Source organism: Thioalkalivibrio sp. AKL12 (assembly GCF_000377925.1).
Lineage (GTDB): Bacteria > Pseudomonadota > Gammaproteobacteria > Ectothiorhodospirales > Ectothiorhodospiraceae > Thioalkalivibrio > Thioalkalivibrio versutus.
In genome coordinates this window covers 50,168-75,239 of the sequence record NZ_KB898896.1, presented here as the reverse complement: position 1 = coordinate 75,239, position 25,072 = coordinate 50,168, and the positions used below count along the sequence as shown (strand labels likewise).

Genomic DNA, 25,072 nt, shown 5'->3' with positions numbered 1-25,072 from the left:
GATCGGAGTCTCCCTGCGAATGACCCGCGTAGTCTACACGGCGCTGCTTGCGTTGCTGACCCCCTTGCTGCTGATCCGCCACGGACTGCGCAGTCGTCGGGCATCGGTGCGTGTGCGTCCGGGCGAGGTGATGGGGTGGGCCCCTCCGCCGGAGCCGGCGGAGATCTGGATCCATGCGGTTTCGGTCGGTGAAGTGCTGGCGGCGGAACCGCTCATTCGCCAGCTTCTGGCGCCCGGCCCGCGTCGCATCCTGGTAACCACGACGACGCCGACCGGCGCCGCGATGCTGACCGAGAGGCTCGGCGATCGCGTCATGCATCGCTTCATGCCACTGGATCTGCCCTGGCTACAGGGGCGCTTCCTGCGAGCGTTGCGGCCGCAGTGCATCGTGGTGATGGAGACCGAGATCTGGCCGAATATGCTGGCGGCGGCCCGACGGATGGGTATCCCGGTCGTGCTGGCGAACGCCCGTATGTCCGGGCGTTCGGCCCGGCGTTATGCGCGGCTCCCGCGGCTGATCACGCCGGCATTGAGCGGGTTTGACTGGATTGCCTGTCGCAATCCGCTGGACCGCGAGCGTTTCGTCGCGCTCGGGGCCGTGCCTGATCGCGTGACGGTCAACGGCGACATCAAGTTCGATATCCGCGTCGAGGAAACCGATCGTCAGGAAGTCGAGTCCCTGCGCCCGGTGGTTGATGGGCGCCCGGTGGTCGTTCTTGCCAGCACCCATGCCGACGAAGAGGCCCAGTTGCTCTCGGGACTGCGCGCACTGCGCACCGAGTATCCGCGCCTCCTGGTTGTGGTGGCGCCACGCCATCCGCAGCGGTTTCCCGCAGTGGCGGACTTGCTGGAGCGTTCCGGTCACACCTTCGTGCGTCGCAGTGAAGGTCTGCCGGACGCCGCCACCCATTTCTGGCTCCTGGATACCCTCGGGGAACTGAAGCGCTTCTTCGGGCTGGCCGATGCGGCCTTCATAGGGGGGTCGCTGGTTTCGGTGGGCGGGCACAATCCGCTGGAGGCGGTGTTGTGGCACTGCCCGGTTGTTATGGGTCCGCACGTGGACAACTTCGAACTCCTGGTGGAGCGCATGCAGGCTGCGAATGTGCTGGGGCGAGCGGCCGACGCCGACGAGGCCATTACCCGTCTTCGGGCATTGCTGGTAATGGATGAACCCGGGCGTGAGGCCTTGCGGCGCCGTTCGGCCGCTTTTATTGCGGAGCATCAGGGGGCAACGGTGCGGCTGGTTGACTATATCAACAGCCACGCGGCCCGGAATGATGGTGGCTCCTCAGGGCGCTCCGCCGTCGGCGTGCTTTAGCCATTCGCCGCATTGGCGGCACTGGTAGTGGTAGCCGCGTTTGCGAATAAGAAAGTGCCGGCGCGCGCTCAGTAGTTGAGGGCCGCAGGCGCACTCGTAGTTATATTGGCGCATCTTGCGTGTGGTCAGCGCGGTCGCATGTGTGACCCGGGGCTTTTGAAACCCCATCGCCTGCATGAACCCCCGCCATTCAGGGCCGTGAGGCCGAACCCTGCGCACGCCGTAGGTGCGATATACCAGAGAGTGGGCGACTTCGTGTGCCACTGTTTCCGGGAAATGTTGATTCCAGTCCAGACTGAAGGCTTCCGGATTGAAGCGCAGGGTTTCCGTGTTCTTTCTCAGGCGCCACTGGCCGGCCGCCCGGCCTTTCAAGTCAAAGTGAACGGCGGGAGGATCGGATGCGCGCGTGCCCGCGGCCTGGTTATACAATCGGGCGACCTCTTCTCGTATGAGTGTGCGGTTTTCGCCAGAAAGTGCGTGTGGTCGCTCTTGTGCCGTGTGCGCTTTATTATGGTCGTTACAGCATCTATCCATGGGGTGGTACTATTCTATGGTGATCAAATGTTAGAGGCTAGACTGAATAGCCGGAAACCCTTTGGTCTTAACCTGTAATCGCATCCGTTTTAAGAACCCGGGAGTTCTGTATGAGCATGGATAACAAGAAGGCCTCCGATCTGTCGGCCGAAGAACTGTACGCCCTCGCGCGCCAGCGGGAAAAGGAAGAAGCCGAGGGCAAGGAAGCCGAACGCCGCGAGAAGCGCGAGAAGCTGATGGAAAAGCGCAAGGAGATGGTGGCACGGCATCGCAAGGAACTCGGCGAGCTCGAGCGCCAGATCCGTGAACTGGGCGGGCGCGTGGGCCGGACCGCGGGCGGCGGACGTCGCGGGCGCCGGGCCGGTGGCGAGTCCATCAGCCAGAAGCTTTGCGATATCGTCGCCACCCAGCCGGAGATGGGGATCAAGGAGATCAAGGCACAGGCCGAGAAGGCCGGCCTGGATACCAAGAACATCAGCCAGACCCTGGCCTACCTGAAGCGCCAGGGTCGCCTGACCTCGCCGCGCCGCGGGATCTACAAGGCCGCCTGACGCTACCGCTGCAGATCCGCCAGGACGGCGGTTACGGGCGGATCTGCAGCCCTTCCTCCGTACGTGTCAGCTCACCATCGCCCGCAAACCAGCGGGCGATGGTCTTTCCGGCGATCTCGTGACGCCAGCCGCTGCCCAGGCGGCCGCTCGTGCCGTCGCCCTTCAGGAGTTCGATGACGTCCTTGCGCTGCGCAATCGCGCCGGCGGTGATCTGGTTGCGTCGCGCGCACTCGCGCAGCAGGGCCATGCCGATGTCCGCCAGGACCTCTTCCGCCTCGGTCAGCTTGGCCTTGTCCGGTAGTTGTGGCCATTCCTCGCGGGGCAGGGCCTGGCCTTCGCGGATCGCCTCCAGCAGCTCTTCCTGACGTGGCGGCTTCATGCCGTCGGGGAAGCCGCGCAATTGGTGCAGGGCGGCGGCGTCCTCCGGCGTGCGCCGGGCGATATCGATCAGGATGTCGTCGGCCAGGATCCAGCGGCGTGGGCGGTCGCTCGCCTGTGCCGCGCGTTCGCGCCAGGCGGCCACGGCCTTGAGTACGCCGCGCTCGCGCGGCTTGAGCCGCTTGGCCCCGGAGACCCGCTGCCAGGCCGCCTCGGGGTTTGGTTCGTACAGGCCCGGGTCGCTCAGGGCCTCCATCTCCGGGCGCAGCCAGTGCATGCGGTCATGGCTTTCCAGTTCGTGCAGCAGGCGCATGAACACGGTGGCCAGGAAGCGTACGTCATCGGCGGCGTAAAGGATCTGTTCCTTGCTCAGGGGGCGGCGTGCCCAGTCGGTGCGGGTCTGGCTCTTGTCGAGGTCGCGATCGAGGATCGCCTTGACCAGGTTGGCGTAGCCGATCTGCTCGCCGTGGCCGAGCATGCTGGCAGCGATCTGGGTGTCGAACACCGGGGCAGGCACGCGTCCGAGTTCGCGATACAGGACCTCGAGATCCTGCGAGGCCGAGTGGAAGACCTTGGTTACGCCGGCATCGAACAGCAGGGGTTCCAGCAGCTTGATGTCGAGTTGCAGCGGGTCGACGCAGGCGATCTGGTCCAGAGTTGCCAGCTGGATCAGGCACAGGCGCGGGTAGTAGGTCTTCTCGCGCATGAACTCCGTATCCAGCGCGATCCAGTCGGTCCCGGCGATGGTGTCGAGGAAGCCCTGCAGGGCCTCCGGGCTCTCGATCAGGCCGTGATCATGCATGGGGCGATTTCTGGCTGGCCTCGAAGGCCGCCTTCTGCTCCGGCGTCGCCTCCTTCTGGTAGCGCTCTTTCCACTCGCTGTAGGGCATGCCGTAGACGATCTCGCGGGCACCCTCGTAGTCGATGGACTCGCCGCGTTCTTCGGCGGCGGCCACGTACCACTTGGACAGGCAGTTGCGGCAGAAGCCGGCCAGGTTCATCAGGTCAATGTTCTGCACGTCCTTGCGTTCGTCCAGGTGCTGCAGCAGGCGGCGCAACACGGCGGCTTCGATCTCGGTTTGCTTGTTCGGGTCCATGCAAGGCTCCTTGTTTCGGTTCGGACACAGTATGCGTGACAGTCCCGGTTTGCTTCGACCGGGATGGGGTCGGCGTTTTCCTCAGGTGAGGTGCAGCAGCCAGCGCCGACGCAGGTCGCGCAGCAGGGAGAAGATCAGGGGCCAGACCAGGGCGCTGGTGAGGACCGGCGCCCAGTACCAGAGGCTGCCCGGCGGAAACCCGGTGATGCCCTGTGGCCACAGGGCCAGAAGCTTGAACAGGGCCATCAGGATGGCGACCACCATCATCTGTTGCCAGACCGGATAGACCCGCAGGCGCGGGTGGATCTGCAGCACGATGTAGATGACCACTGCCAGGGCGATGGCGTTCTGCCCCAGCAGCTGGCCCTGCAGGGTGTCCAGCAACAGGCCGGCGACGAAGGCGGTCAGGATGCCGATGCGCGACGGGAAGGCCATGGCCCAGTAGATCAGGATGAGCGCCAGCCACTCCGGGCGCGCCGGGCGCAGGATATCCGGGACCGGCACGATGGCGAGGGCCAGAGCTGCCAGCAGGGTCAGCGCCACCGGCCAGGGGATGCCGATGGCACGGGTCACGGTGTCCCTTCGGCCGGTTCTGATTCGAGCGCGTTCGGAGGAGCCGCCTCCAGGTCGTTGTCCAGATTGAGCGGGGCGATCGCTGAAACGGCGCCGTCGGTCCACAGCAACAGGACCTCGCGGGAGCGGTCCAGGGCCGCCAGCGGTTCGGCCTCGATGCTCAGGAATGGTTGGCCCTGTGGCCGCTCGACCGAGGTGACCCGGGCCACTGGGTAGTCGGCCGGGAAACGGCCACCCAGCCCGGAGGTCAGCAGCAGGTCGCCGGGCTCCACATCCTCCTGCAGCGGGACGTGGCGCATCTCCAGGCGTTGCGGGTTGCCGGTGCCGACCACCAGACCGCGCAGCCCGGTGCGCGCGCTCAGTACCGGCAGCGCGTGGCTGGGGTCGGAGATCAGCAGAGCGATCGAGCTGGTCAGACGGGTCGACAGAACCTGACCGATCACGCCGTCGGCATTGATGACCGGCTGGCCGGCATAGACATCGTCATTGCGCCCCTTGTTGAGCACGATCTGCTGGCGAAAGGGGTCGAGATCCACGGCCAGCAGCTTGGCGATCTCGACCCGCTCTTCGGCCTGCTCGGCGGTATTCAGCAGGGCGCGCAGGCGGTCGTTCTCCAGCTGCAGGGCCTCGAAGCGCAGCTGACGCGCGCGCAGCTCGGCATTCTCGCTGCGCAGGATGCGGTTCTCGGTGATCAGGTCTTCGCGGCTGGTGAACGACTCGAACACCCGGCTGACCGCGCGGACCGGTGCGTCCACCGCGACCTGCAGCGGGTAGGTGACGGTGGCCAGGGCGCCGCGGACAAACTGCAGTTCGTTGACGCGGTGATCCAGCGCCATCAGCGCCAGGCCCAGCAGGATCACCGCGAGCAGGCGCAGAGTGGGCGAGACACCCAGTCTGAACAGCGGCTTGCTGATGGCGTGACCTCCGGTTCCGGATCGCGTCGACAAGGCAAAGCCGCTGCGGAACCCCGTCCCGTGCGGCTTTGCCGACCTGTTGCGGCCCGGAGTGTAACCCGAACCAGACCCGCGCCGTGGCGACGCGGGCGGGGTGGTCCGGCCTTATTCCATTGCGAGGAAGTCGACCCGTTTCTCGTCGAGCATCTCCAGCACCCGGCCGCCGCCGCGGGCGACGCAGGTCAGCGGGTCGTCGGCGATGACCACCGGGATGCCGGTCTCTTCCATGATCAGACGGTCCAGCTGCTGCAGCAGGGCGGAGCCACCGGTCAGCACAATGCCGCGCTCGGCGACGTCCGCGCCGAGTTCCGGCGGGGTCTGCTCCAGGGCGGTGCGTACGGCAGAGACGATGCCGTACAGCGGATCCTGCAAGGCTTCCAGGATCTCGTTCGAGTTCAGGGTGAACGAGCGCGGCACGCCCTCGGCCAGGTTGCGGCCCTTGACCTCGATCTCGAGCAGTTCCTTGCCCGGATAGGCCGAGCCGACGGTGTGCTTGATGCGTTCGGCGGTGGCCTCGCCGATCAGTACGCCGTAGTTGCGGCGTACATAGGCCATGATGGCCTCGTCGAAGGTGTCGCCGCCGATGCGCACGGATTCGGAATAGACAATGCCGTTCATCGACAGCACCGCGACTTCGGAGGTCCCGCCGCCGATATCCAGCACCATGGAGCCGACCGCCTCGTCCAGCGGGATGCCGGCGCCGATGGCTGCGGCCACGGGCTCCTGCAGCAGATAGACCTTGCGCGCCCCGGCGCCGAAGGCGGATTCGCGGATCGCTCGGCGTTCCACCTGGGTGGCGCCGCAGGGCACGCAGACCAGCACGCGCGGGCTGGGGCGGAAGATCCGCCGCTCGTGCACCTTCTTGATGAAGTACTGCAGCATCTTCTCGGTCGTGGTGAAGTCGGCGATGACGCCATCCTTCATCGGGCGCACCGTCACCACGTGCTCCGGCGTGCGGCCGAGCATCTTCTTGGCCTCGATCCCTACGGCCTCGATGGAGCGCGGGCCGCCCGGGCCGCGGTCCTGACGAATCGCGACCACGGAGGGTTCGTTCAGGACAATGCCCTGGCCGCGCATATAGATGAGGGTGTTGGCGGTGCCGAGATCGATGGAGATGTCGTTGGAGAACAACCCCAGAAGGCGTTTGAACATGAAGAAGAAACCTGCTTGAGTGGGCGGGCGGGAAAGCCGTCGACTCTAGCAAGCGCCCGGGGTTTGGGCAACAACGGCTTTGTGGTAAGTTTGCGCTCCGTTTCGCCCAATGAATCCGAACGCTACAGGACCCACGCCGCCATGTCCGTCGATACCTCCGAAGTCCGGCGCATCGCCCATCTCTCCCGTCTGGCCATGAACGATGACCAGGCCCGGGATTTCGCGGGTGGGCTGAGCGACATCTTTGACTTTGTCGAACAACTGGATGGTGCGGCCATCGAGGGTGTCGAGCCGATGGCCCACCCGCTGGACGCCGAGCAGCGCCTGCGCCCGGATGCGGTGACCGAGCCGGATCGGCGCGAGGTCTTCCAGGCCATCGCCCCGGCTGTCGAGGGTGGTCTGTACTTGGTCCCGCGCGTCATCGAATGATCCGCGCGGTCGCCGTTCTGTTGAACCCGTCACGCTTCTAGCCAGCAAGAGTCCCCGAAACCATGGCCCAGGAAACCCTGTCCGGCTGGGTGCGCAAGCTCCAGGCCCGCGAGATCAGCTCGCGCGAATTGACCCAGCTGTATCTGGACCGGATCGAGCGTCTCGATCCGCAGTTGAACAGCTTCATCACCGTGACCGCCGAGCAGGCGCTGGCGCAGGCCGATGCGGCCGATGCGCGCCTGGCGAAGGGTGAAAAGACCCCGCTGCTGGGCGTGCCGGTCGCGCAGAAGGACATCTTCTGCACCGAGGGCGTGCGCACCTCCTGCGGCTCGCGCATGCTGGATCCGTTCGTCTCGCCCTACAACGCCACCGTCGTAGAGCGCATGAATGCCGCCGGTGCGGTGATGCTGGGCAAGACCAACATGGACGAATTCGCGATGGGCTCGTCCAACGAGACGAGTTTCTACGGCCCGGTGCGCAACCCCTGGGACACCGAGCGCGTCCCGGGCGGTTCCTCCGGCGGCTCCGCCGCCGCGGTGGGTGCGCGCCTGGTGCCGGGCGCCACGGGTACCGACACCGGTGGTTCGATCCGCCAGCCGGCCGCATTCTGCGGCATCACCGGGCTCAAGCCGACCTACGGCCGCGTCTCGCGCTACGGCATGATCGCCTTCGCCTCCAGTCTCGACCAGGGTGGCCCGATGGCCGCGACCGCCGAGGACTGCGGGCGGATGCTGAACGCCATGGCCGGCTTCGACGAACGCGACTCCACCAGCGTCGAGCGCCCGGAAGAGGACTTCACCGCCGGACTGGAGCAGGACCTGAAGGGCCTGCGTATCGGCCTGCCGACGGAATTCTTCGGCGAGGCCGGACTGGACGAGCGCGTGCGCGGCGTGATCGACGCCGCCATCGAGGTGCTCAAGGGCCGCGGCGCCGAGGTGCGCGAGGTCGGCCTGCCGAACAGCCACCTGTCGGTGCCGGCCTATTACGTGGTCGCCCCGGCCGAGTGCTCCTCCAACCTCGCGCGTTTCGACGGCGTGCGCTACGGCTACCGCTGCGAGAATCCCGAGGACCTGATGGACCTCTACACCCGCTCGCGCGGGGAGGGCTTTGGCGACGAAGTGAAGCGCCGCATCATGGTCGGCACCTACGTGCTGTCCGCCGGCTACTACGACGCCTACTACCTGAAGGCGCAGAAGGTCCGGCGCATCATCGCCGACGACTTCCGTCGCGCCTTCGAGGACGTCGACGTGCTGCTGGCGCCGACCACCCCGGAGCTGCCGTTCGCGCTGGGTGCCAAGGCCGACCCGGTCAGCATGTACCTGTCGGATATCTACACCATCGCCGCGAACCTCGCGGGGCTGCCGGCGATGTCGCTGCCGGCCGGCGAGATCGACGGCCTGCCGGTCGGGCTGCAATTGATCGGCAACTACTTTGACGAGGCGCGCCTGCTGGGCGTTGCTCACCAGTATCAGCAAGAGACCGACTGGCACGCGCGCGTGCCGGCGGCCTTCGCCTGAGGGCCCTGCACATGGAATGGGAAACCGTCATCGGGCTGGAGATTCACGCCCAGCTCAATACCGTCTCCAAGATCTTCTCCGGGGCGCCCACCGCCTACGGCGCCGAGCCCAACCGCCAGGCCTGCCCGGTGGATCTGGGCATGCCCGGCGTACTGCCGGTGCTGAACCAGGGTGCGGTGGAGCGGGCCGTGATGCTGGGGCTGGCGATCAATGCCGAGATCACCCCGCGCTCGGTGTTCGCGCGCAAGAACTACTTCTATCCGGACCTCCCCAAGGGCTACCAGATCTCGCAGTTCGAACTGCCGATCGTGGGCCTGGGGCATCTGGATATCGAACTGGAAGACGGCACCATCAAGCGCGTCGGGGTGACCCGCGCCCATCTCGAGGAGGACGCTGGCAAGAGCCTGCACGAGGGCTTCGAGGCGATGACCGGTATCGACCTCAACCGCGCCGGCACCCCGCTGATCGAGATCGTCTCCGAACCGGAGCTGCGCTCCGCGAAGGAGGCCGTCGCCTACATGAAGAAGATGCACTCGCTGGTGCGCTATCTGGATATCTGCGACGGCAACATGCAGGAAGGCAGCTTCCGCTGTGACGCCAACGTCTCGGTGCGGCCCAAGGGCCAGACCGAGTTCGGCACCCGCGCGGAGCTGAAGAACCTGAACTCCTTCCGCTTCGTCGAGCGCGCCATCAACTTCGAGGTCGAGCGTCAGATCGACCTGATCGAAGGCGGCGGTTCGGTGGTGCAGGAGACTCGCCTGTACGACCCGGATCGCGATGAGACGCGCTCCATGCGCAGCAAGGAAGAGGCGAACGACTACCGCTACTTCCCCGATCCGGACCTGCTGCCGCTGGTCGTGGATAACGCATTCATCGACTCCGTGCGCGAGAAGCTGCCGGAACTGCCGGATGCCAAGCGGGCGCGCTTTGTCGAACAGTACGGCCTGTCCGACTACGACGCCGGCGTACTGACCGCCGCGCGCGACATGGGCGATTTCTACGAGGTCGTGGCTGCCGGTTGCGGCGCGCCCAAGCTGGCCGCCAACTGGGTGATGGGCGACTTCTCCGCCGCGATGAACCGCTCCGAGGTCGAGCTGGCGGATGCCCCGGTCAATGCCGAGGGTCTGGCCGGCCTGCTCGCGCGCATTCAGGACGAGACCATCTCCGGCAAGATCGCCAAGGAAGTCTTCGAGGCGATGTGGAACGGCGAAGGCGACGCCGACGCCGTGATCGCGGCCAAGGGGCTCAAGCAGATCACCGATACCAGCGCGATCGATACCATCATCGACGAGGTCATGGCCAACAACCCGCAGCAGCTCGAGCAGTATCGCGGCGGCAAGGACAAGCTGTTCGGCTTCTTTGTCGGCCAGGTGATGAAGGCGACCCAGGGCAAGGCCAACCCGGCCCAGGTCAACGAGCGCCTCAAGTCCAAGCTGGACGGTTGATGCCGTTGCGTATTTCGGAGTCCTGCCACCATGCGTGAGACCGATACCCTCCACCGCTTCATGCTGGAGGAGGCCGGGGTACGCGGCGAGTGGGTGCACCTGGACGCCTCCTGGCAGGCCCTGCTGGAATTGCACGAGTACCCGCCCGTGGTGCGCGACTTGCTGGGCCAGGCCTATGCGGCCGTTGCCCTGACCGCCGCCACGCTCAAGTTCGACGGCTCGCTGATCCTGCAGATCACCGGCCCCGGGCCGGTGCACATGATCGTCGCCCAGGCCGATGGCCAGGGGCGGCTGCGTGGCCTGGCGCGCTTTCGCGAGACCCCGCCGGAGGGCGCGACCCTGGCCGAATGCGCCGGCGAGGACGCACGGCTGATGCTGACGCTGGACCCGGGCGACGGCAGCGAGCGCTATCAGGGCGTCGTGGAGCTGGAGGGCGACTCGCTGGCGGAGGCGATGAACGTCTACTTCGAGCGTTCGGAACAGCTGCCGACCCGGTTGTGGCTGGCGAGCGGGGCGCAGGCCGCCGCCGGTCTGCTGTTGCAGGCGCTGCCGGCCGAGGGTGGCAATGCGGTGACGCGCGACTCGGAGGAGTGGAACCGCGCCACGATCCTGGCCGAGACCACCACCGCCGACGAGTTGCTGCAGCTGGACGCTGGTGCCCTGCTGGGCCGGCTGTTCGCCGAAGAGCGGGTGCGCCTGTTCGACGGCACGCCGGTGACTTTCCACTGCCCCTGCTCGCGCGAGCGCATCGCCGAAACCCTGCGCAGTCTGGGGCGTGACGAGATTCGCAGCATCATCGAGGAGCAGGGCGCGGTGGAGGTGACCTGCGAGTTCTGCAACGCGCATTACCACTTCGATCCGGTCGACGCCGAGGCCCTTTGTGCGCCCGAGGTTGCCCAGCCGCCGATCCCGGACACCCGCCAGTAGACAGGGCTTTCCGGGGTGCCCCCGATCCCGAAGCCTTTCCCGGACTCCCCTCGTTAGCCTGTCGTGACGTTCGGCAACTCTGCCGCAGGGACCCGTGGTCCCCATCGTCCCCCGGCCTTGCTATAGAACAGACTGACCTTGCAGCAGTCTGCAGACGAGGGCGCGATGTATTCCCGGCACACCGAAATCCCGACCCTGGATGTCCGCCCCGGCTGGCTGGTGGAGGCGCGCTATTTCAACCAGGTGCGTCGCGCCCTGGCTCGGCTGGGACCGGAGATCCGCCTGTCGCCGTCGGGGCTCAAACAACTGGACCTGATCCTCCAGCGCGATGCCTGGATCGTCGTGGACCGGGTGCTGAACGATATGCCGGTGGTTGCCTGGACGGCCTTCCATTCCCGTGGTCGGCGCAGCCTGCATCGCCCGGTCGCCTGCGAGCTGTTGCTGTTCCATGCCATGGCCAGCATGGTGATGAACCGCGCGCTGTCTGCGATGGAGGCGGAGCTGAGCGCGGCGATTGCCGAAGTTGCCCCACCGCCCTCACTCGGCAAGGTCCTGCCCTTTCATCCCCGCTCCTGCGCCTGATCCGCGCGTATCCGTTCGCTTCAGGCCGGGGCGTGGCGGTGGCTGCACGCCGGGCAGGCGGGGTCGCGGCGCAGCCGGATCTCGCGGAACTGCATGGCGAGCCCGTCGAGGATCAGCAGCCGGCCGCTCAGGATCGGCAGACCCATGAGCAGCTTCAGGGCCTCGGTTGCCTGCAGGCTGCCGACCACACCGGGCAGGCTGGCCAGCACGCCGTTGGCGGCGCAGGTGTCCTCGTCGCCGCCCCCCTCGCCGTACAGGCAGTGGTAGCAGGCCGCCTCCGGATCGCGGTAGTCGAAGGTGGTCAGTTGTCCCTCGAAGCGGATTACCGCCCCGGAGACCAGCGGCGTGCCGGCCGCCAGTGCGGCGCGGCTGATGGCCCCGCGCGCGGCGAAGTTGTCCGTCCCGTCCAGCACGACGTCGGCGCTGGCGAACAGCCGGGTCATCGCCGCGTCATCCAGGCGCTCGGCGCGCGTCTCCACCTGGCAGCCGGGGTTCATGGCCGCCACGCGATCGGCGGCCGAGGCCACCTTGTCGCGGCCGATGTCCGCATCGGTATGCAGGATCTGGCGCTGAAGGTTGGTTACCTCCACATGATCCGGGTCGACCAGCGTCAGCCGGCCCACCCCGGCTGCGGCCAGGTAGGCGGCCACCGGGGAGCCCAGCCCGCCGAGCCCCATGATCACTGCATGCGCCTGCTGCAGGGATTCCTGCCCTTCGATGCCCACGCCGGGGAGCATGATCTGGCGGCTGTAGCGCAGGAGTTGGTCGTCATCCATGGGGCAATCTCCGGGGTAAGGCCGAAATTGTAACCGGCGTCACGCTCGTGGACGGGCTCAGTTAGGAGCCATTCAGGAACGCTGCATACGCTTGATCCTGGCAATCCTGCCACAACCCCGGGCCGTCGATGCTCTCTCAAGGCGGCCTGCATGGAAGGAGGGATCCCTCATGAAACGACTCGCCATTCTGGCGCCGGCCGCGCTGTTGGCATTCGCCCTGTCCGCCCCGACGCATGCGGCCCATCCGGTCGCGGCGGCGGGTGCCTCGACCTTCGATGCGGGTGCCCTGCAGCACGTGCGTCACGGCCATTCGAGCGGGCACAAGGACTACCGTGGCCATCCCGGCGCGCGGGGGCACAAGCAGGCGAAGCGTGCGAAGAGTCGTGGGCGTGGCCACCAAAAGCATTCACGTGGTCACGAGCATCATCACTATCACTACTACGACCATCGTTCGAGCCACTACCGCCACCGGTCTTCCCCCGCCGGTTCGGTCAACCTGCACCTGCGTCTGCCGTTCTGACCCGAGAGAGACTGTCACACGCTGGGCCCCGGCCATCTGGTCGGGGCCTTTTTTGTGGTCGGGGCATGCGGGTCACGTTGATGTCGTTCAGTGTCTCCCCATGCTGGTCCGTTCGTGGCCGGCGGGATCCTTCTGGGTGTGGACGTCCCGATAGCCTGCCTGCTGCAGCCGTTGTCGAACGCGTTCGCCCTGGTCGAAGCCGTGTTCCAGGAGCAGCCAGCCGCCGGGCTTCAGGTGGGGGCGGGCGTTGTCGATCACCCGGTGCAGGTCGGCGAGGCCGTGTTCCGCCGCAGCCAGGGCGGTGCGTGGCTCGAAGCGCAGGTCGCCGCGCGTCAGGTGCGGGTCGTCCGGGTCGATGTAGGGCGGGTTGCAGGTAATGACGTCGAAGTGCGGCTGCGGGGTCAGTGCGTCGAGCCAGTCGCCCTGCCAGAGCTGAACCGGGAGCCCCAGCGCGTGCGCATTGGTCTGCGCCTGCTGCAGGGCGCCCTCGCTGCGGTCGCTGGCAAAGGCCTGGATGTCCGGGCGTTCGCTCTTCAGCGCCAGGATGATGGTGCCGGGGCCGGTGCCCAGATCGAGTACGCGGGGTGCGTCGGTGTCGAGCTCGTCGATCACGGCCAGCGCCTGTTCCACCAGCAGCTCGGTCTCGGGGCGTGGGATCAGGCAGACGGGGGAGACGCCCAGCTCCAGCGTCCAGAAGGCGCGGCGACCCAGGATGTGCGCCATGGGCTCGCCGGCGCAACGGCGCTGGCAAAGCGCTTCGGCGTGGGCGGCCTGTGCGGTACTGGCGGGGTCGCTACCGCGCGCGATCAGCTGCGCGGTGTCGAGGCCGGTAGTGGCACTCAGGAGCATGCGCGCCTCCAGCCCCGGGCTCTCGACGCCCGCCTGCTGAAGGCGGGTACGCAGGCCCTGCAACAGGGTATCCAGCGTGGGTGGGGCCTCCATTACGCCTCCGCGAGGGTGGCGAGCTGCTCGGCCTGGTATTCGTGGATCAGCGGGTCGATGACCGGGTCGAGGTCACCGGCCATCACCTGTTCCAGCTTGTACAGGGTCAGGTTGATGCGATGGTCGGTCACCCGGCCCTGCGGGAAGTTGTAGGTGCGGATGCGCTCGGAGCGGTCGCCGCTGCCGACCAGACCCTTGCGTTCGGCGCTCTGCGCGGCCGCCTGGGCCTCGCGCTCGGTCTCGAAGATGCGCGCCGCCAGGTAGGTGAGCGCCTTGGCCCGGTTCTTGTGTTGCGAGCGTTCTTCCTGGCACTCGACCACGATGCCGGTGGGCAGGTGGGTCAGGCGCACGGCGGAGTCGGTCTTGTTGATGTGCTGTCCGCCGGCGCCGGAGGCGCGGAAGGTGTCCACCCGCAGGTCGGCCGGGTTGATCTCCGGCATCTCGACCTCCTCCAGTTCCGGCAGGATGGCGACCGTTGCGGCGGAGGTATGGATGCGGCCCTGGGATTCGGTCTCGGGGACGCGCTGCACGCGATGAGCGCCGGATTCGAACTTGAGCCGCGAGTAGGCGCCTTGCCCTGCCAGGCGCGCGATGACCTCGCGATAACCGCCGTGTTCGCCCTCGCTGGCGCTGAGGATCTCCAGCTTCCAGCGCTGGTTTTCGGCGTAGCGGGTGTACATGCGCAGCAGGTCGCCGGCGAAGATCGCGGCCTCGTCACCGCCGGTCCCGGCGCGGATCTCCAGGAACACGTTGGCGTTGTCGTGCGGGTCGCTCGGGATCAGGTGGCGATAAAGCTCCGCCTCCAGCGCCTCCGTCTGTTCGGTCAGGGATTCGATCTCGGCCTCGGCCATGGCGCGCAGATCGGCGTCGTCGTCCTCGAGCATCGCGCGCGCCTCTTCCAGCGCCGCGTGGTTGTCGTGCCAGGCCTTCCAGGCCTCGGCCACCGGTTCCAGCTGGCTGTATTCCTGTGACAGGCGGCGCAGCTGGTCCGGGTCTTCGGCGGCGTCGGGGGTGGCCAGCAGCTGCGCGATCTCGGCATGGCGTTCAGTCAGGCCCTCGAGCTTGGTGCGGAACGAGGCCTTCACGAACGGGCGCCGGAGTCGGAATCGTCGCCGGGGTCGTCTTCCGGGGCGGGCAGCTGGAACAGCCGGTGCGCGGCCTCCAGCAGGCGGGCGTCGCCCTCGTGCGCGGCGGTGTTCAGCGACTTGCAGGGGGCGTGCATCAGCTTGTTGGTCAGGTTGTGCGCCAGCAGCTGCATGGCCTCCTCGGGCGACTTGCCGGCGCGTAGCATGGCCTCGGCCTTGGCCAGCGCCTCGGCCTTCACGCTGTCGGCGCGCTGGCGCAGCTGGCGGATGCTGTCCACCGAGTCGCGGGCGCGCAGCCAGCGCATGAACTCGCCGGCGCGCTGGGTGATGATCTCTTCGGCCTGTTCGGCAGCGGCCTGGCGCGAGGCCATGTTCTCGTCGATGACCTCCTGCAGGTCGTCCACGGTGTAGAGGTAGACGTCCTCGAGCTGGCCGACCTCGGGCTCGATATCGCGCGGCACGGCGATGTCCACCATGAACATCGGCTTGTGCCGGCGCTTGCGCAGGGCGCGTTCCACCGCGCCCTTGCCCAGGATCGGCAAGGGAGCGGCGGTGGAGGAGATGACGATGTCGGCATCGGCCATGCGGTCGGGGAGCTGGTCGAGGCTGATGGCCTCGGCATCGAAGCGTCCGGCCACGGCGCGGGCGCGCTCCACCGTGCGGTTGGCGACGATGACGTTGCCGATGCCGCCCCCGGAGAGGTGCTGCAGGGCCAGTTCGATGGTCTCGCCGGCGCCGATCACCAGGGCGGTCAGCGGCTTCAGGTCGCCGAAGATCTGGCGTGCCAGTGACACCGCAGCGAAGGCGACCGAGACCGCGCTCTGACCGATGGCGGTCTGGGTGCGCACGTCCTTGGCGGTGGCGAAGGCGTGCTGGAACAGACGCTCCAGCGAGCGCCCGAGCGTGCCGGCGTTGTGGGCGTGCTGGTAGGCGGTCTTCATCTGCCCCAGGATCTGCGGCTCGCCGAGGACCATGGAGTCCAGCCCGCTGGCCACGCGCAGAGTGTGACGCACGGCAGAGCCGTCGTGGTGCAGGTAAAGGTAGGGTTTCAGCTCGTCGCGGTCGATGCCGTGGTAGCCGCCGATCCAGTCGATGACGCGTTGTTCGCTTTGCTGATCGTCCTCGCGGAAGTACACCTCGGTGCGGTTGCAGGTGGACAGGATCGCGGTTTCCGGCAATAGCACGCCTGAGCGCAGCGAGTGCAGGGCCTCGCCGAGCTCGTGCTCGTTGACGGAGAGCCGTTCGCGAATGGCGACCGGAGCCGTCTTGTGATTGATCCCGAGTGTGAACAGCATGCTGGCGCGTATTGTGCCGGAAAACGCGGGCGCGTGGCCGAATTTCCCGATAGTGTACTGTGCTGTACGGTTAGCAGGAGGTGGCGCGCGCCGGCCGGACGTCTCCGTATACCCGTTGTGTGGAACCTGCGCTGTGGAACCCTGGGGGCCGCTGCCCCGTCCCATCCGATATGGCCGCAATGATCCCGATTGGACACAACATGATTCGAAGCCTGCTCGCGCTCACCGCCGTGTTCTCCCTGGTGGGTTGTGCGCATACCCCGCTGGACGCCTCCGAACCGCCGGAGTCGGATCGCCCCGAGGTTCTGCCCTTGATGCAGACCCAGGATCCGGAGGCTGTGCTGATGTTCAGCGTCCTGGCCGCCGAGATCGCGGTGCGCTCCGGCGAGCATGCCGAGGCGGCGCGCTATTACGGAGCCGCGGCGTTGCTGAGCGACGATCCGGCCATCGCCGAGCGTGCCACCCGGATCGCCTTGTTCGCGCGCGAGCCGGAACACGCACAGCGTTCGGCCGACCGTTGGCTGCGTCTGGCCCCCGAGAGCACCGATGCCAGCCAGGTCTCGACGGTCCTGCGGATCAACGCCGGTGATGCCGGGCAGGCGGCCGAACAGCTGGATTCGCTGATGAATCGCGTCGTGGTGCAGGGCGGCGACCCCTACGCGACCCTGGGTGGTGTGATTGGTCAGGCTCAGGACCAGCAGGCGGCTATGGAGACCATGCACCTGCTGGCCGAGCGCCGCCGCGACGACGTGGGCGTGCATCGCGTGCAGGCCGAGGCCGCGCTGCGCTTTGGCGAGCCAGGGGAGGAGGTGCTTGCGGTGACCGAGCGGGCCGCCGAGCGCTTCCCGGAATCGGTCCAGCTGCGTTTGCTGCATGCACGGGCTCAGAGCGAGGCCGGGCATGACGATGCGGCGGTCGAGACCCTGCGCGCGACCGTGGAGGCGCACCCGGACAATCGCGAGGCCCGTCTGGGATACGCGCGGGTCCTGACCGAGATGGAGGATGACGTCTTCGCCCGCGAAGAGATGGACCGTCTGGTGGAGATGGCGCCGGAGGATACGCAGCTCCTGCTGGCGCTGGCGTTGATGAATCTCGAGGCGGAGCAGCTGGGGCCCGCGCGGGATTACCTCGAACGCCTGGATGCCCTGGGCGAGCGCGAGAACGACGTCGCGTACTACCTGGGGCGCTTGCACGAGATGGCCGACGAGCCGGAGGCCGCCCTGGGCGCCTACGCCCGCGTGGAGGCCGGTGACCATGCCGAGGATGCCCGCCTGCGCAGCGCGCGCCTGACACTCAAACACGACGGGGCCGAGGCCGCTCGTGACCTTTTCGACCCCATGCAGCAAGGCGTGGATGAGGATCTGGCCCGGCGCGCCTATTTGGCCGAGGCGAACGCCCTGCGCGAGCTGGGCGAGTATGCCGACGCCCGCAGCCGGTTGAGCCGCGGCCTGGTGCAGTTTCCAGGGAATACGCAGTTGTTGTACCTGCGCGGACTGGTGCACGAGCGCGAGGACGACATCGCGGCGGCCGAGGCCGATTTCCGCACGATCCTCGAGTCCGATCCGGAGAATGTCGCCGCGCTGAATGCCCTGGGGTACACCCTGGCGGATCGAACCGATCGCTATGACGAGGCCTACGAATTGATCCTGCGCGCCTACGAGCGGGAGCCGGATGACGCCGCGATCATCGACAGCTATGGCTGGGTCCTGTACCGCCTGGGCCGTCTCGAAGAGGCCGAGACCCAGCTGCGGCGTGCCTATTCGCTGTCGGACGACGGCGAGATCGCCAGCAACCTGGCGGTGGTGTTGTGGGAGCGTGGCGAGCGTGAAGAAGCCCGGGAGGTCCTCGAGGCCGCGCTGGACCGCGAGCCCGGGCATGAGCGCCTGCAGCGCGTGCGCAACGATCTGATCGAATGAACGGGCACGGGACGACGCGACAGTCGCGGCGGATCCGGGGCGCGGGGTGGCTGGCCGGGCTGGTGGGTGGCTGGGGGCTGTTGCTCGCGGGCTGTGCTGCCCCTCTGCCCGAGGCGGACACCTCGCCAGCGGCCGAGGCGGCCTTCGAGGAGCGCACCGAGCAGCTGGCGGCACTGGACAGCTGGCGGCTGGTGGCACGTCTGGGGCTGGCCTCCGGGGAGGAATACTGGTCGGCCCAGCTCAACTGGCGGGTGCAGGAAGGCCGGCATGTGCTGGACCTGTCCGGCCCGATGGGGCGCGGCGGCGGGCGTCTGACGCTCTCGGATAACGGGCGCGCGCTGCTGGTCACGCGGTCCGGCGAGCGCTTTCAGGCGCAGGACCCGGATACCCTGGTGGCCCGGGTGCTGGGCGAATCCATCCCGGTCAGCGGGATGATCTACTGGGTGCGTGGCCTGCTGCACCCGGAAGCCTCCTACCAGCTGGATATCGATGCGGACGGCCGCCCCTTGAAGATCCTCCAGTCCGGCTGGGCCATCGAATACACCGAGTTCGAGGAGGTTGACGGCGTTTCGATGCCGGTTGCCATGGTCCTCGAACGCGACGAGGTCGAGCTGCGCGCGCGCATCGGCCGGTGGCAGCTAGGGCCGGACGAGACGTGGTGAGTGCGGCGACGGGCGGGGGCTTCGGGATGCCGTTTCCGGCCCCGGCCAAGATCAACCGTTTCCTGCACATCACCGGCCGCCGGCCGGATGGTTATCATGAGCTGCAGACGGTGTTTCAGTTCCTCGGGCTGGAAGACCGCCTGCGCTTCGATCCCCTGCCCGAGGGGCGCTTCGAGATGGCCTGCGAGGCCATCGATGGGCAGGACAACCTCTGCCTGCGGGCGGCCCGGCGCCTGGCCGAGGTGGCGGACAAGTCCTTCGGCGTGCGCATCCACCTCGAAAAGCGGATCCCGGTGGGGGGCGGCCTGGGTGGCGGCAGCTCCGATGCCGCCACCACGCTGGTGGCCCTGAACTACCTGTTCGATCTGGGGTGTCCAGTCGAGCAACTGGCGGCGATCGGGCTGGAGCTGGGCGCCGATGTGCCGGTGTTCGTCGCCGGACATGCCGCCTGGGCCGAGGGGGTGGGTGAGCGGCTTGCGCCGGTGGCCCCGGATACCGGCTGGATTCTGCTGATTGATCCGGGCGTTTCGGTTGCCACGGGGGCCATGTTCGGGTGTGCGGAATTGACACGCGACTGCGCCACCGAGACAATTTCGTCCGCGATCGATGCCGAGCGGTTCGTGAACGTGTTCGAACCGGTCGTTCGGGCGCGCTATCCGGAGGTCGATCACGCGCTGGCCTGGCTGGCGGATCAAAGCCCCCGGGCGCATTTGAGCGGGAGTGGTGGCTGTGTGTTCGGGATGTTTCCCGATGAGGGGGCGGCCCGGGCAGCGCAGTCCGCGCAGCCCGCCCCGTGGAAAAGCTGGGTGACGACGTTGCAGAACACGTCACCCTTGCAGGCCTGGTTACCGCCGTGCGGCGGTAACAGCGAAAAAGAATAAGTCCACGCAAGGGTGGCGCGCAGCGCCATCATCCTGCCGGCCCGAATCGGCCTTGCCGATTCGCGGGGTGAGCCGGGCACGGCGCCGGCCAGGAAGTACAATAGAGTTCAGGGAGATATTGGGCCGTAGCCAAGCGGTAAGGCAGCGGGTTTTGATCCCGCCATGCGCAGGTTCGACGCGAGCGGCGAAGCCGCGACCGACCGTCGCCGAAGGTGACGGCCCGTAAGGGTGGCGCGCAGCGCCATCATCCTGCCGGCCCGGATCGGCAACGCCGATCCGCGGGATAGGCCGGGCACGGTGCCGGCCAGGCAGTACAATTAGAGTCCAGCGAGATATTGGGCCGTAGCCAAGCGGTAAGGCAGCGGGTTTTGATCCCGCCATGCGCAGGTTCGAATCCTGCCGGCCCAGCCATACAATCAGACCCGCGCCTCGGGCGCGGGTCACCCAAACTGCCGGGACGGCAGGATGAGAACCGGGTTCGACTCGAGCGGCATCGCCGCGAGAGAACGCCGCCACAGGCGGCGGCCCGAAGGGCGGCGCGCAGCGCCGTAATCCTGCCGGCCCAGCCAACAACCGCTTCGCGCCAGAAGGGCGCGAAGCAAAACCACCAAGACCCCGGTCCCGATCCGGGGTCTATAATTTGGAGCTCGGGCGTTCTAGCGCGCTCGCTCCACTCCATCCAGACCGGGACGAACCGTGGTCGACAAGAATCGCATGATGATCTTCGCGGGCAATGCCAACCCGCGTCTCGCCCAGGCCGTTGCGGAGCACCTGGGGCTGCCGATGGGCAAGGCCATCGTGGGGCGTTTCAGCGATGGCGAGGTGCAGGTCGAGTTGCTGGAGAACGTGCGCGGCCGCGACGTCTTCCTGATCCAGCCGACGGGGCAGCCGACCAACGAAAACATCATGGAGCTGGTGATCATGGTGGATGCGCTGCGCCGCGCCTCGGCCGGACGCATCACCACGGTGATCCCGTATTTCGGTTATGCGCGCCAGGACCGTCGTGTGCGCTCGGCGCGGGTGCCGATCTCGGCCAAGGTGGTCGCCAACATGATCGAGGCGGTGGGCGCGGATCGCGTGCTGACCATCGACGTGCACGCCGACCAGGTTCAGGGTTTCTTCAACGTCCCGGTGGACAACATCTATGCCTCGCCGGTGCTGCTGGGCGATGTCTGGCGGCATGTCTCGGGCGATCTGACCGTGGTGTCGCCGGATGTCGGCGGGGTGGTGCGTGCCCGCGCCATCGCCAAGCGGCTGGATGACGCCGATCTGGCGATCATCGACAAGCGCCGCCCGCGTGCCAACGAGTCCGAGGTGATGCACATCATCGGGGATGTGCGCGGCAAGTCCTGCATCATCATTGACGACCTGGTGGATACCGCCGGTACGCTCTGCCAGGCCGCGAAGGCCCTGAAGGCACACGGGGCGCACTCGGTGATGGCCTATGCCACGCACCCCGTGCTTTCCGGCGCGGCAATTGATAATATAAACGGTTCGGCGCTTGACGAGCTGGTGGTGACCGACACCCTGGCCCTGCAGCCCAATGCGCAGGCCTGCGAAAAGATTCGTCAGTTGTCGGTCGCGGAGATGCTTGCGGAGACCATCCGCCGCATCAACCTCGAGGAGTCCGTCAGCTCGTTGTTCATGGACTAGGCCCGTGTGGGCTGGAGCTGTGGACCGGCGATAACCGATTTCGGGAGGCTTGCCTCCCATTCAGCGCCCCGCCTGGTCGCGGGCGGGGTGTGTTCAAGGCGCTTCGGGTGAAGCGCCTTTCATTTTGGAGACCGTAGCAATGAGCATGAGCTTTACCATTGAAGCCGAAAAGCGTGACGAACAGGGTTCGAGTGCGAGCCGCCGCCTGCGTCGCGCTGGCAAGCTGCCCGCCATCCTGTACGGAGCGGACAAGGACGCCGTGGCCATCACGCTGGATCACAATGCGATGGTCCACAACCTCAAGGAAGATGCGTTCTATTCGCACATCCTGAGCGTGAAGCTGGGCGGCAAGACCGAGAAGGCGATCCTGCGAGATGTGCAGCGCCATCCGTTCAAGCCGACCATCTACCACGTCGACCTGATGCGCGTGAGCGCCAATCAGCCGATCCGCGTCAGCGTGCCGCTGCACTTCCACAACGAGGAAGAGTGCAAGGGCGTGAAGCTGGGCGGTGGTATGGTCAGCCGCATGATCAACGAGCTCGAGGTCGAGTGTCTGCCGGGCGACCTGCCTGAGTCCATCGATCTCGACGTGATCGAGCTGGATGTCGGTGACACCGTGCACATCTCCGAGTTGAAGCTGCCGGAGGGCGTGCAGAGCGTGGCCCTGATGCACGGCGAGGAATACGACTACGCCGTGGTCAGCGTGCTGCTGCCGCGTTCCGCGAAGGCGGAAGAGGAAGAGCTCGACGGCGAAGCCGCGGAAGCCGAAGGTGGCGCAGAAGCCGAGGGTGGCGACGAGGCCGCTTCCGGCGACGAGTCGGAGTCCGGGGACAAGGAGTAAGCCTTGCGGCTTGCCGCCTGACTGATGGCGATCCAACCCGAACCGATCCGTCTCGTGGTCGGGCTGGGGAATCCGGGCCCGCGTTATGCCGAAACCCGGCATAACGCGGGTTTCTGGTTTGTGGACACCCTGGCCCGCCGCCATGGCACGGAGTTCCGCCCCGAGAGTCGCTTCGATGGTGAAGCGGCACGTCTGACCCTGCCGGACGGCGACTGCTGGCTGCTCAAGCCCATGAGCTTCATGAACAAGAGTGGCCTGCCGGTACGCAAGTGCGCGGATTTCTACCGCATCCCGCCCGCGGCCATCCTGGTCGTGCATGACGAGCTGGATCTCGATCCTGGCGTAGTGCGGCTGAAGCTGGGCGGCGGCCATGGTGGACACAACGGGCTGCGCGATCTGCACCGCCACATGGGCGGGCCGGACTACGCCCGGCTGCGGGTCGGGATCGGCCACCCGGGGCATCGCGACGACGTGGTGCCGTTCGTGCTCGATCGCCCTGGGCGGGATGATGCCCGGGCCATCGAGGAGGCCATCGATACGGCCCTGGACCAGATCCCGGCCCTGGTGGCCGGGCGCTGGGACGAGGCCGTGCGCAATCTGCATGGGGGTGGGTCGAAGCCGGCCGGCCCCAAGAACTCCGAGGAAGCCCGATGAGTCTGAAATGCGGGATCGTGGGCCTGCCGAATGTCGGCAAGTCCACCCTGTTCAATGCCCTCACGCGCGCGGACATCGCGGCGGAGAACTACCCCTTCTGCACCATCGATCCAAACGTGGGCGTGGTGGAGGTCCCGGACCCGCGGCTGACGCGGCTCGCCGAGATCGTGAAGCCCCAGCGCACGCTGCCGACCACGGTCGAGTTCGTGGATATCGCCGGTCTGGTCGCGGGCGCCGCCCAGGGCGAGGGGCTGGGCAACCAGTTCCTCGCCCATATCCGCGAGACGGATGCGATCGCCCAGGTGGTGCGCTGTTTCGAGGACGACGACATTGTGCATGTCGCCGGCAAGGTCGATCCGCTGGCGGATATCGAGACCATCAGCACCGAGCTGATGCTGGCGGACCTCGAGACGGTGAACAAGGCGCTTTCCCGTCTGGCACGTGCGGCCAAGTCGCAGGACAAGACCGCCATCGCCCAGTTGCAGGCGGCCGAGAAGGTGTCGGCGGGCCTTGATCAGGGCATTCCGGCACGGGCGCAGGGTCTGGACGAGGACGAGCGGCGGGCCCTGTACGACCTGCACCTTCTGACCCTCAAGCCGGCGATGTACATTGCCAATGTTGACGAGGCCTCGCTGTCCGCTGGCAATGCCATGGTCGAGGCCGTGCAGGCGAAGGCGGCCGAGGAGGGCGCCGAGGTGGTCAGTGTCTGCGCCGCCATCGAGGCCGAGATCGCGGTGCTGGATCCCGAGGAGCGTACCGAGTTCCTGGCCGACCTGGGTCTCGAGGAGCCGGGGCTGGACCGGGTGATCCGGACGGCCTACCGCCTGTTGAACCTGCAGACCTTCTTCACCGCGGGCGAGAAGGAGGTGCGTGCCTGGACCGTTCGCCAGGGCTCCACTGCGCCGCAGGGGGCGGGGGCGATCCACACGGATTTCGAGCGCGGTTTCATCCGTGCCGAGGTAGTGGGGTACGACGACTTCGTCGGATACAACGGCGAGCAGGGCGCGAAGGACGCGGGGAAATGGCGCCTCGAAGGCAAGGAATACGTGCTGAGAGAAGGCGACGTGGTACATTTCCGCTTCAATGTCTGAGCGTTATACTAGGAAATAAGTTTGGGGCGTGCCGCGATGCGCGGCTGCGCCCTGTTTTGGCACCAAATTTCGGGAGTACAGTAATGGACGTAATGGATCGCATCCGCCAGCAGGTGGAAGACAATCCGGTGGTGATCTTCATGAAGGGCACCCCGCAGTTCCCCATGTGTGGGTTCTCCAGCCGTGCGGTGGAGGCGCTCAAGCGCTGCGACCAGGAATTTGGCTACGTGAACGTGATCGCGGATCAGGAAGTCATGCAGAATCTTCCGCGCTTCGCCGACTGGCCAACTTTTCCGCAGGTCTATATCGACGGCGAACTGGTCGGGGGCTGCGACATCACCCTCGAGATGTTCGAGAGCGGCGAGCTGAAGAAGATGGTCGACGAGGCCCACGCCAAGCGCGCGGCCAGCTAGGCTGAACTGGTCCGGCGGCCATACGGTCGTCCGGCATATAACCCGTCACCCGGGCGCCCTTGTGGCGGCTCGGGCGGCGGGTTTTTTTGCGTTCAACTCCCGGGCGGGAGCTCCTCCGGGTCGGGCAGGCGCAGGGCGTTTTGCGGCACCCCGATCCCGTCCTGCCAGCGGTTGGTGATCTGGCAGAAGATGTCCGCCGTTTTTTCCGCATCGAAGGCCGCGCTGTGCGCCGACTCGGTGTCCCAGCCCAGTCCTGCGGCGTCCGCCGCGCGCGCCAGCACGGTCTGGCCGAAGGCCAGTGCCGCTAGGGATACCGTGTCCAGGCTGCTGAACGGGTGGAACGGGTTGCGCTTGATGCCGCAGCGCTCGGCCGTCGCGTGCACGAAGCCCAGGTCGAAGTGGGCGTTATGCCCCACCAGCACCGCGCGCTTGCAGTGGTTGACCTTCACCTCCCGGCGCACCTCGCTGAACACCTTGCCCATCGCCTGATCCTCGGGGTAGGCCGCGCGCAGCGGGTGGTAGGGGTCGATGCCGTTGACCTCCAGCGACTTCGGGTCCATTTCCGAACCCTCGAACGGCCGCACATGCACGCTGACCGTGCGGTCGCGCACCAGGTGGTCGTTCGCGTCGCGGCGCAGAAACACCGCAGCGATCTGCAGCAAGGCATGTCGGTGGCAGTCGAAGCCGCCGGTCTCCACGTCGACGACCACCGGCAGGAAGCCGCGGAAGCGGTTCGCCATCGGGCGGTGATTGGGGTCCAGCTGCAGAGTTTCGGGCATTGAGGTACTCGGTTTCGGGTGCGGCGGTGGTTCGGGATGTCGGCGGCGCCGGGCGGGGGATTGTCCCGCGTTCCGGCTGTTTAGGCGGGTTGCGCGCACTTTGGGCAC

General features: G+C 67.0%; 27 protein-coding genes, 1 tRNA gene and 1 other RNA gene. 18 read left to right on the top strand and 11 right to left on the bottom strand.

The window, feature by feature from the left end:
* The first annotated feature begins 19 nt into the window (after window positions 1-19).
* On the top strand, window positions 20-1,318 hold the full coding sequence (locus tag D579_RS0108000) for a 3-deoxy-D-manno-octulosonic acid transferase (protein WP_018175614.1): 1,299 nt from the start codon (window positions 20-22) through the stop codon (window positions 1,316-1,318).
* Here the strand turns inward: D579_RS0108000 and D579_RS14715 are convergent.
* Window positions 1,289-1,747, bottom strand: a complete 459-nt coding sequence (locus tag D579_RS14715; RefSeq protein ID WP_231376847.1) for a SprT-like domain-containing protein — start codon at window positions 1,745-1,747, stop codon at window positions 1,289-1,291. The genes D579_RS0108000 and D579_RS14715 overlap by 30 nt on opposite strands.
* Window positions 1,748-1,962: 215 nt before the next feature.
* Here D579_RS14715 and D579_RS0107995 point away from each other — a divergent pair, with 215 nt between their 5' ends.
* Window positions 1,963-2,403, top strand: coding sequence for a hypothetical protein (locus tag D579_RS0107995; RefSeq protein WP_018145243.1), 441 nt, complete (start codon window positions 1,963-1,965; stop codon window positions 2,401-2,403).
* 31 nt (window positions 2,404-2,434) lie between these two features.
* On the opposite strand, the gene rnd is transcribed toward D579_RS0107995, so the two are convergent.
* From rnd to D579_RS0107970, 5 genes are all read right to left on the bottom strand, one after another.
* Window positions 2,435-3,583 carry a ribonuclease D gene (gene rnd / locus D579_RS0107990; RefSeq protein WP_018951646.1) on the bottom strand — a complete coding sequence of 383 codons (1,149 nt, stop codon included), beginning with the start codon at window positions 3,581-3,583 and terminating at the stop codon, window positions 2,435-2,437.
* Window positions 3,576-3,878, bottom strand: coding sequence for a DUF1244 domain-containing protein (locus D579_RS0107985; protein WP_018169024.1), 303 nt, complete (start codon window positions 3,876-3,878; stop codon window positions 3,576-3,578). The genes rnd and D579_RS0107985 overlap by 8 nt, the downstream gene beginning before the upstream one ends.
* A gap of 81 nt (window positions 3,879-3,959) precedes the next feature.
* Entirely contained in the window at window positions 3,960-4,451 is a 492-nt protein-coding gene (gene mreD, locus D579_RS0107980) for a rod shape-determining protein MreD (protein WP_018169025.1), read from the bottom strand.
* Window positions 4,448-5,398, bottom strand: coding sequence for a rod shape-determining protein MreC (mreC, locus tag D579_RS0107975; RefSeq protein WP_018937293.1), 951 nt, complete (start codon window positions 5,396-5,398; stop codon window positions 4,448-4,450). Before mreC ends, mreD begins: the two co-directional genes overlap by 4 nt.
* 111 nt (window positions 5,399-5,509) lie before the next feature.
* A complete protein-coding gene (locus D579_RS0107970) occupies window positions 5,510-6,556 on the bottom strand; it encodes a rod shape-determining protein (RefSeq protein WP_018142132.1) in 1,047 nt (348 codons plus the stop codon).
* A gap of 141 nt (window positions 6,557-6,697) precedes the next feature.
* Here D579_RS0107970 and gatC point away from each other — a divergent pair, with 141 nt between their 5' ends.
* The 5 genes from gatC (at window position 6,698) to D579_RS0107945 (ending at window position 11,456) form a co-directional block, all read left to right on the top strand.
* The gene (gatC, locus tag D579_RS0107965) at window positions 6,698-6,985 is read left to right on the top strand and encodes an Asp-tRNA(Asn)/Glu-tRNA(Gln) amidotransferase subunit GatC (RefSeq protein ID WP_018169027.1); all 288 of its coding nucleotides are present in this window, start codon (window positions 6,698-6,700) and stop codon (window positions 6,983-6,985) included.
* 62 nt (window positions 6,986-7,047) lie between these two features.
* Entirely contained in the window at window positions 7,048-8,502 is a 1,455-nt protein-coding gene (gene gatA, locus D579_RS0107960) for an Asp-tRNA(Asn)/Glu-tRNA(Gln) amidotransferase subunit GatA (RefSeq protein WP_018951645.1), read from the top strand.
* 11 nt (window positions 8,503-8,513) lie between these two features.
* Complete coding sequence (gene gatB / locus D579_RS0107955) at window positions 8,514-9,947, top strand: Asp-tRNA(Asn)/Glu-tRNA(Gln) amidotransferase subunit GatB (RefSeq protein ID WP_018951644.1); 1,434 nt, start codon at window positions 8,514-8,516, stop codon at window positions 9,945-9,947.
* A gap of 30 nt (window positions 9,948-9,977) precedes the next feature.
* Window positions 9,978-10,874: an Hsp33 family molecular chaperone HslO gene (gene hslO, locus D579_RS0107950; protein ID WP_018951643.1), complete on the top strand. Its 897-nt coding sequence runs from the start codon at window positions 9,978-9,980 to the stop codon at window positions 10,872-10,874.
* Between the two features lie 165 nt (window positions 10,875-11,039).
* Window positions 11,040-11,456, top strand: a complete 417-nt coding sequence (locus D579_RS0107945; protein ID WP_018951642.1) for a hypothetical protein — start codon at window positions 11,040-11,042, stop codon at window positions 11,454-11,456.
* 20 nt (window positions 11,457-11,476) lie between these two features.
* Here D579_RS0107945 and D579_RS0107940 read toward each other — a convergent pair whose 3' ends face one another.
* Window positions 11,477-12,232 carry a molybdopterin-synthase adenylyltransferase MoeB gene (locus D579_RS0107940; protein WP_018951641.1) on the bottom strand — a complete coding sequence of 252 codons (756 nt, stop codon included), beginning with the start codon at window positions 12,230-12,232 and terminating at the stop codon, window positions 11,477-11,479.
* A 169-nt stretch (window positions 12,233-12,401) separates the two neighbouring features.
* On the opposite strand from D579_RS0107940, the gene D579_RS0107935 reads away from it, so the two are divergent.
* Complete coding sequence (locus tag D579_RS0107935) at window positions 12,402-12,752, top strand: hypothetical protein (protein ID WP_018951640.1); 351 nt, start codon at window positions 12,402-12,404, stop codon at window positions 12,750-12,752.
* An 87-nt stretch (window positions 12,753-12,839) separates the two neighbouring features.
* Here D579_RS0107935 and prmC read toward each other — a convergent pair whose 3' ends face one another.
* Genes prmC through hemA form a run of 3 tightly spaced genes read right to left on the bottom strand, consistent with a single transcriptional unit; the run spans window position 12,840 to window position 16,074 of the window.
* Window positions 12,840-13,694 carry a peptide chain release factor N(5)-glutamine methyltransferase gene (prmC, locus tag D579_RS0107930; protein ID WP_018951639.1) on the bottom strand — a complete coding sequence of 285 codons (855 nt, stop codon included), beginning with the start codon at window positions 13,692-13,694 and terminating at the stop codon, window positions 12,840-12,842.
* Complete coding sequence (gene prfA, locus D579_RS0107925) at window positions 13,694-14,779, bottom strand: peptide chain release factor 1 (RefSeq protein WP_018951638.1); 1,086 nt, start codon at window positions 14,777-14,779, stop codon at window positions 13,694-13,696. The genes prmC and prfA overlap by 1 nt, the downstream gene beginning before the upstream one ends.
* Window positions 14,776-16,074 carry a glutamyl-tRNA reductase gene (hemA, locus tag D579_RS0107920; protein ID WP_018145259.1) on the bottom strand — a complete coding sequence of 433 codons (1,299 nt, stop codon included), beginning with the start codon at window positions 16,072-16,074 and terminating at the stop codon, window positions 14,776-14,778. The genes prfA and hemA overlap by 4 nt, the downstream gene beginning before the upstream one ends.
* Window positions 16,075-16,244: 170 nt before the next feature.
* On the opposite strand from hemA, the gene D579_RS0107915 reads away from it, so the two are divergent.
* The 10 genes from D579_RS0107915 to grxD all read left to right on the top strand — a co-directional run bounded on the left by D579_RS0107915 (window position 16,245) and on the right by grxD (window position 24,185).
* Entirely contained in the window at window positions 16,245-17,990 is a 1,746-nt protein-coding gene (locus D579_RS0107915; protein WP_018951637.1) for a tetratricopeptide repeat protein, read from the top strand.
* Window positions 17,987-18,652 carry a lipoprotein insertase outer membrane protein LolB gene (gene lolB, locus D579_RS0107910; protein ID WP_018951636.1) on the top strand — a complete coding sequence of 222 codons (666 nt, stop codon included), beginning with the start codon at window positions 17,987-17,989 and terminating at the stop codon, window positions 18,650-18,652. Before D579_RS0107915 ends, lolB begins: the two co-directional genes overlap by 4 nt.
* A 26-nt stretch (window positions 18,653-18,678) precedes the next feature.
* Window positions 18,679-19,533 carry a 4-(cytidine 5'-diphospho)-2-C-methyl-D-erythritol kinase gene (gene ispE / locus D579_RS0107905; protein ID WP_051074770.1) on the top strand — a complete coding sequence of 285 codons (855 nt, stop codon included), beginning with the start codon at window positions 18,679-18,681 and terminating at the stop codon, window positions 19,531-19,533.
* 336 nt (window positions 19,534-19,869) lie between these two features.
* Window positions 19,870-19,944, top strand: a tRNA-Gln gene (locus D579_RS0107900).
* A 33-nt stretch (window positions 19,945-19,977) separates the two neighbouring features.
* Window positions 19,978-20,102, top strand: a non-coding RNA gene (locus tag D579_RS14710) — RtT sRNA.
* Between the two features lie 145 nt (window positions 20,103-20,247).
* Window positions 20,248-21,186, top strand: coding sequence for a ribose-phosphate diphosphokinase (locus D579_RS0107895; RefSeq protein ID WP_196799408.1), 939 nt, complete (start codon window positions 20,248-20,250; stop codon window positions 21,184-21,186).
* Window positions 21,187-21,325: 139 nt separating this feature from the next.
* The gene (locus D579_RS0107890; RefSeq protein ID WP_018951634.1) at window positions 21,326-22,027 is read left to right on the top strand and encodes a 50S ribosomal protein L25/general stress protein Ctc; all 702 of its coding nucleotides are present in this window, start codon (window positions 21,326-21,328) and stop codon (window positions 22,025-22,027) included.
* Window positions 22,028-22,051: 24 nt separating this feature from the next.
* On the top strand, window positions 22,052-22,681 hold the full coding sequence (pth, locus tag D579_RS0107885) for an aminoacyl-tRNA hydrolase (RefSeq protein WP_018951633.1): 630 nt from the start codon (window positions 22,052-22,054) through the stop codon (window positions 22,679-22,681).
* Window positions 22,678-23,772, top strand: a complete 1,095-nt coding sequence (gene ychF / locus D579_RS0107880) for a redox-regulated ATPase YchF (protein WP_018937282.1) — start codon at window positions 22,678-22,680, stop codon at window positions 23,770-23,772. Before pth ends, ychF begins: the two co-directional genes overlap by 4 nt.
* Window positions 23,773-23,855: 83 nt before the next feature.
* Entirely contained in the window at window positions 23,856-24,185 is a 330-nt protein-coding gene (gene grxD, locus D579_RS0107875; protein ID WP_018145267.1) for a Grx4 family monothiol glutaredoxin, read from the top strand.
* A 92-nt stretch (window positions 24,186-24,277) separates the two neighbouring features.
* On the opposite strand, the gene rnt is transcribed toward grxD, so the two are convergent.
* Complete coding sequence (rnt, locus tag D579_RS0107870; protein WP_018145268.1) at window positions 24,278-24,964, bottom strand: ribonuclease T; 687 nt, start codon at window positions 24,962-24,964, stop codon at window positions 24,278-24,280.
* Window positions 24,965-25,072 lie beyond the last annotated feature (108 nt).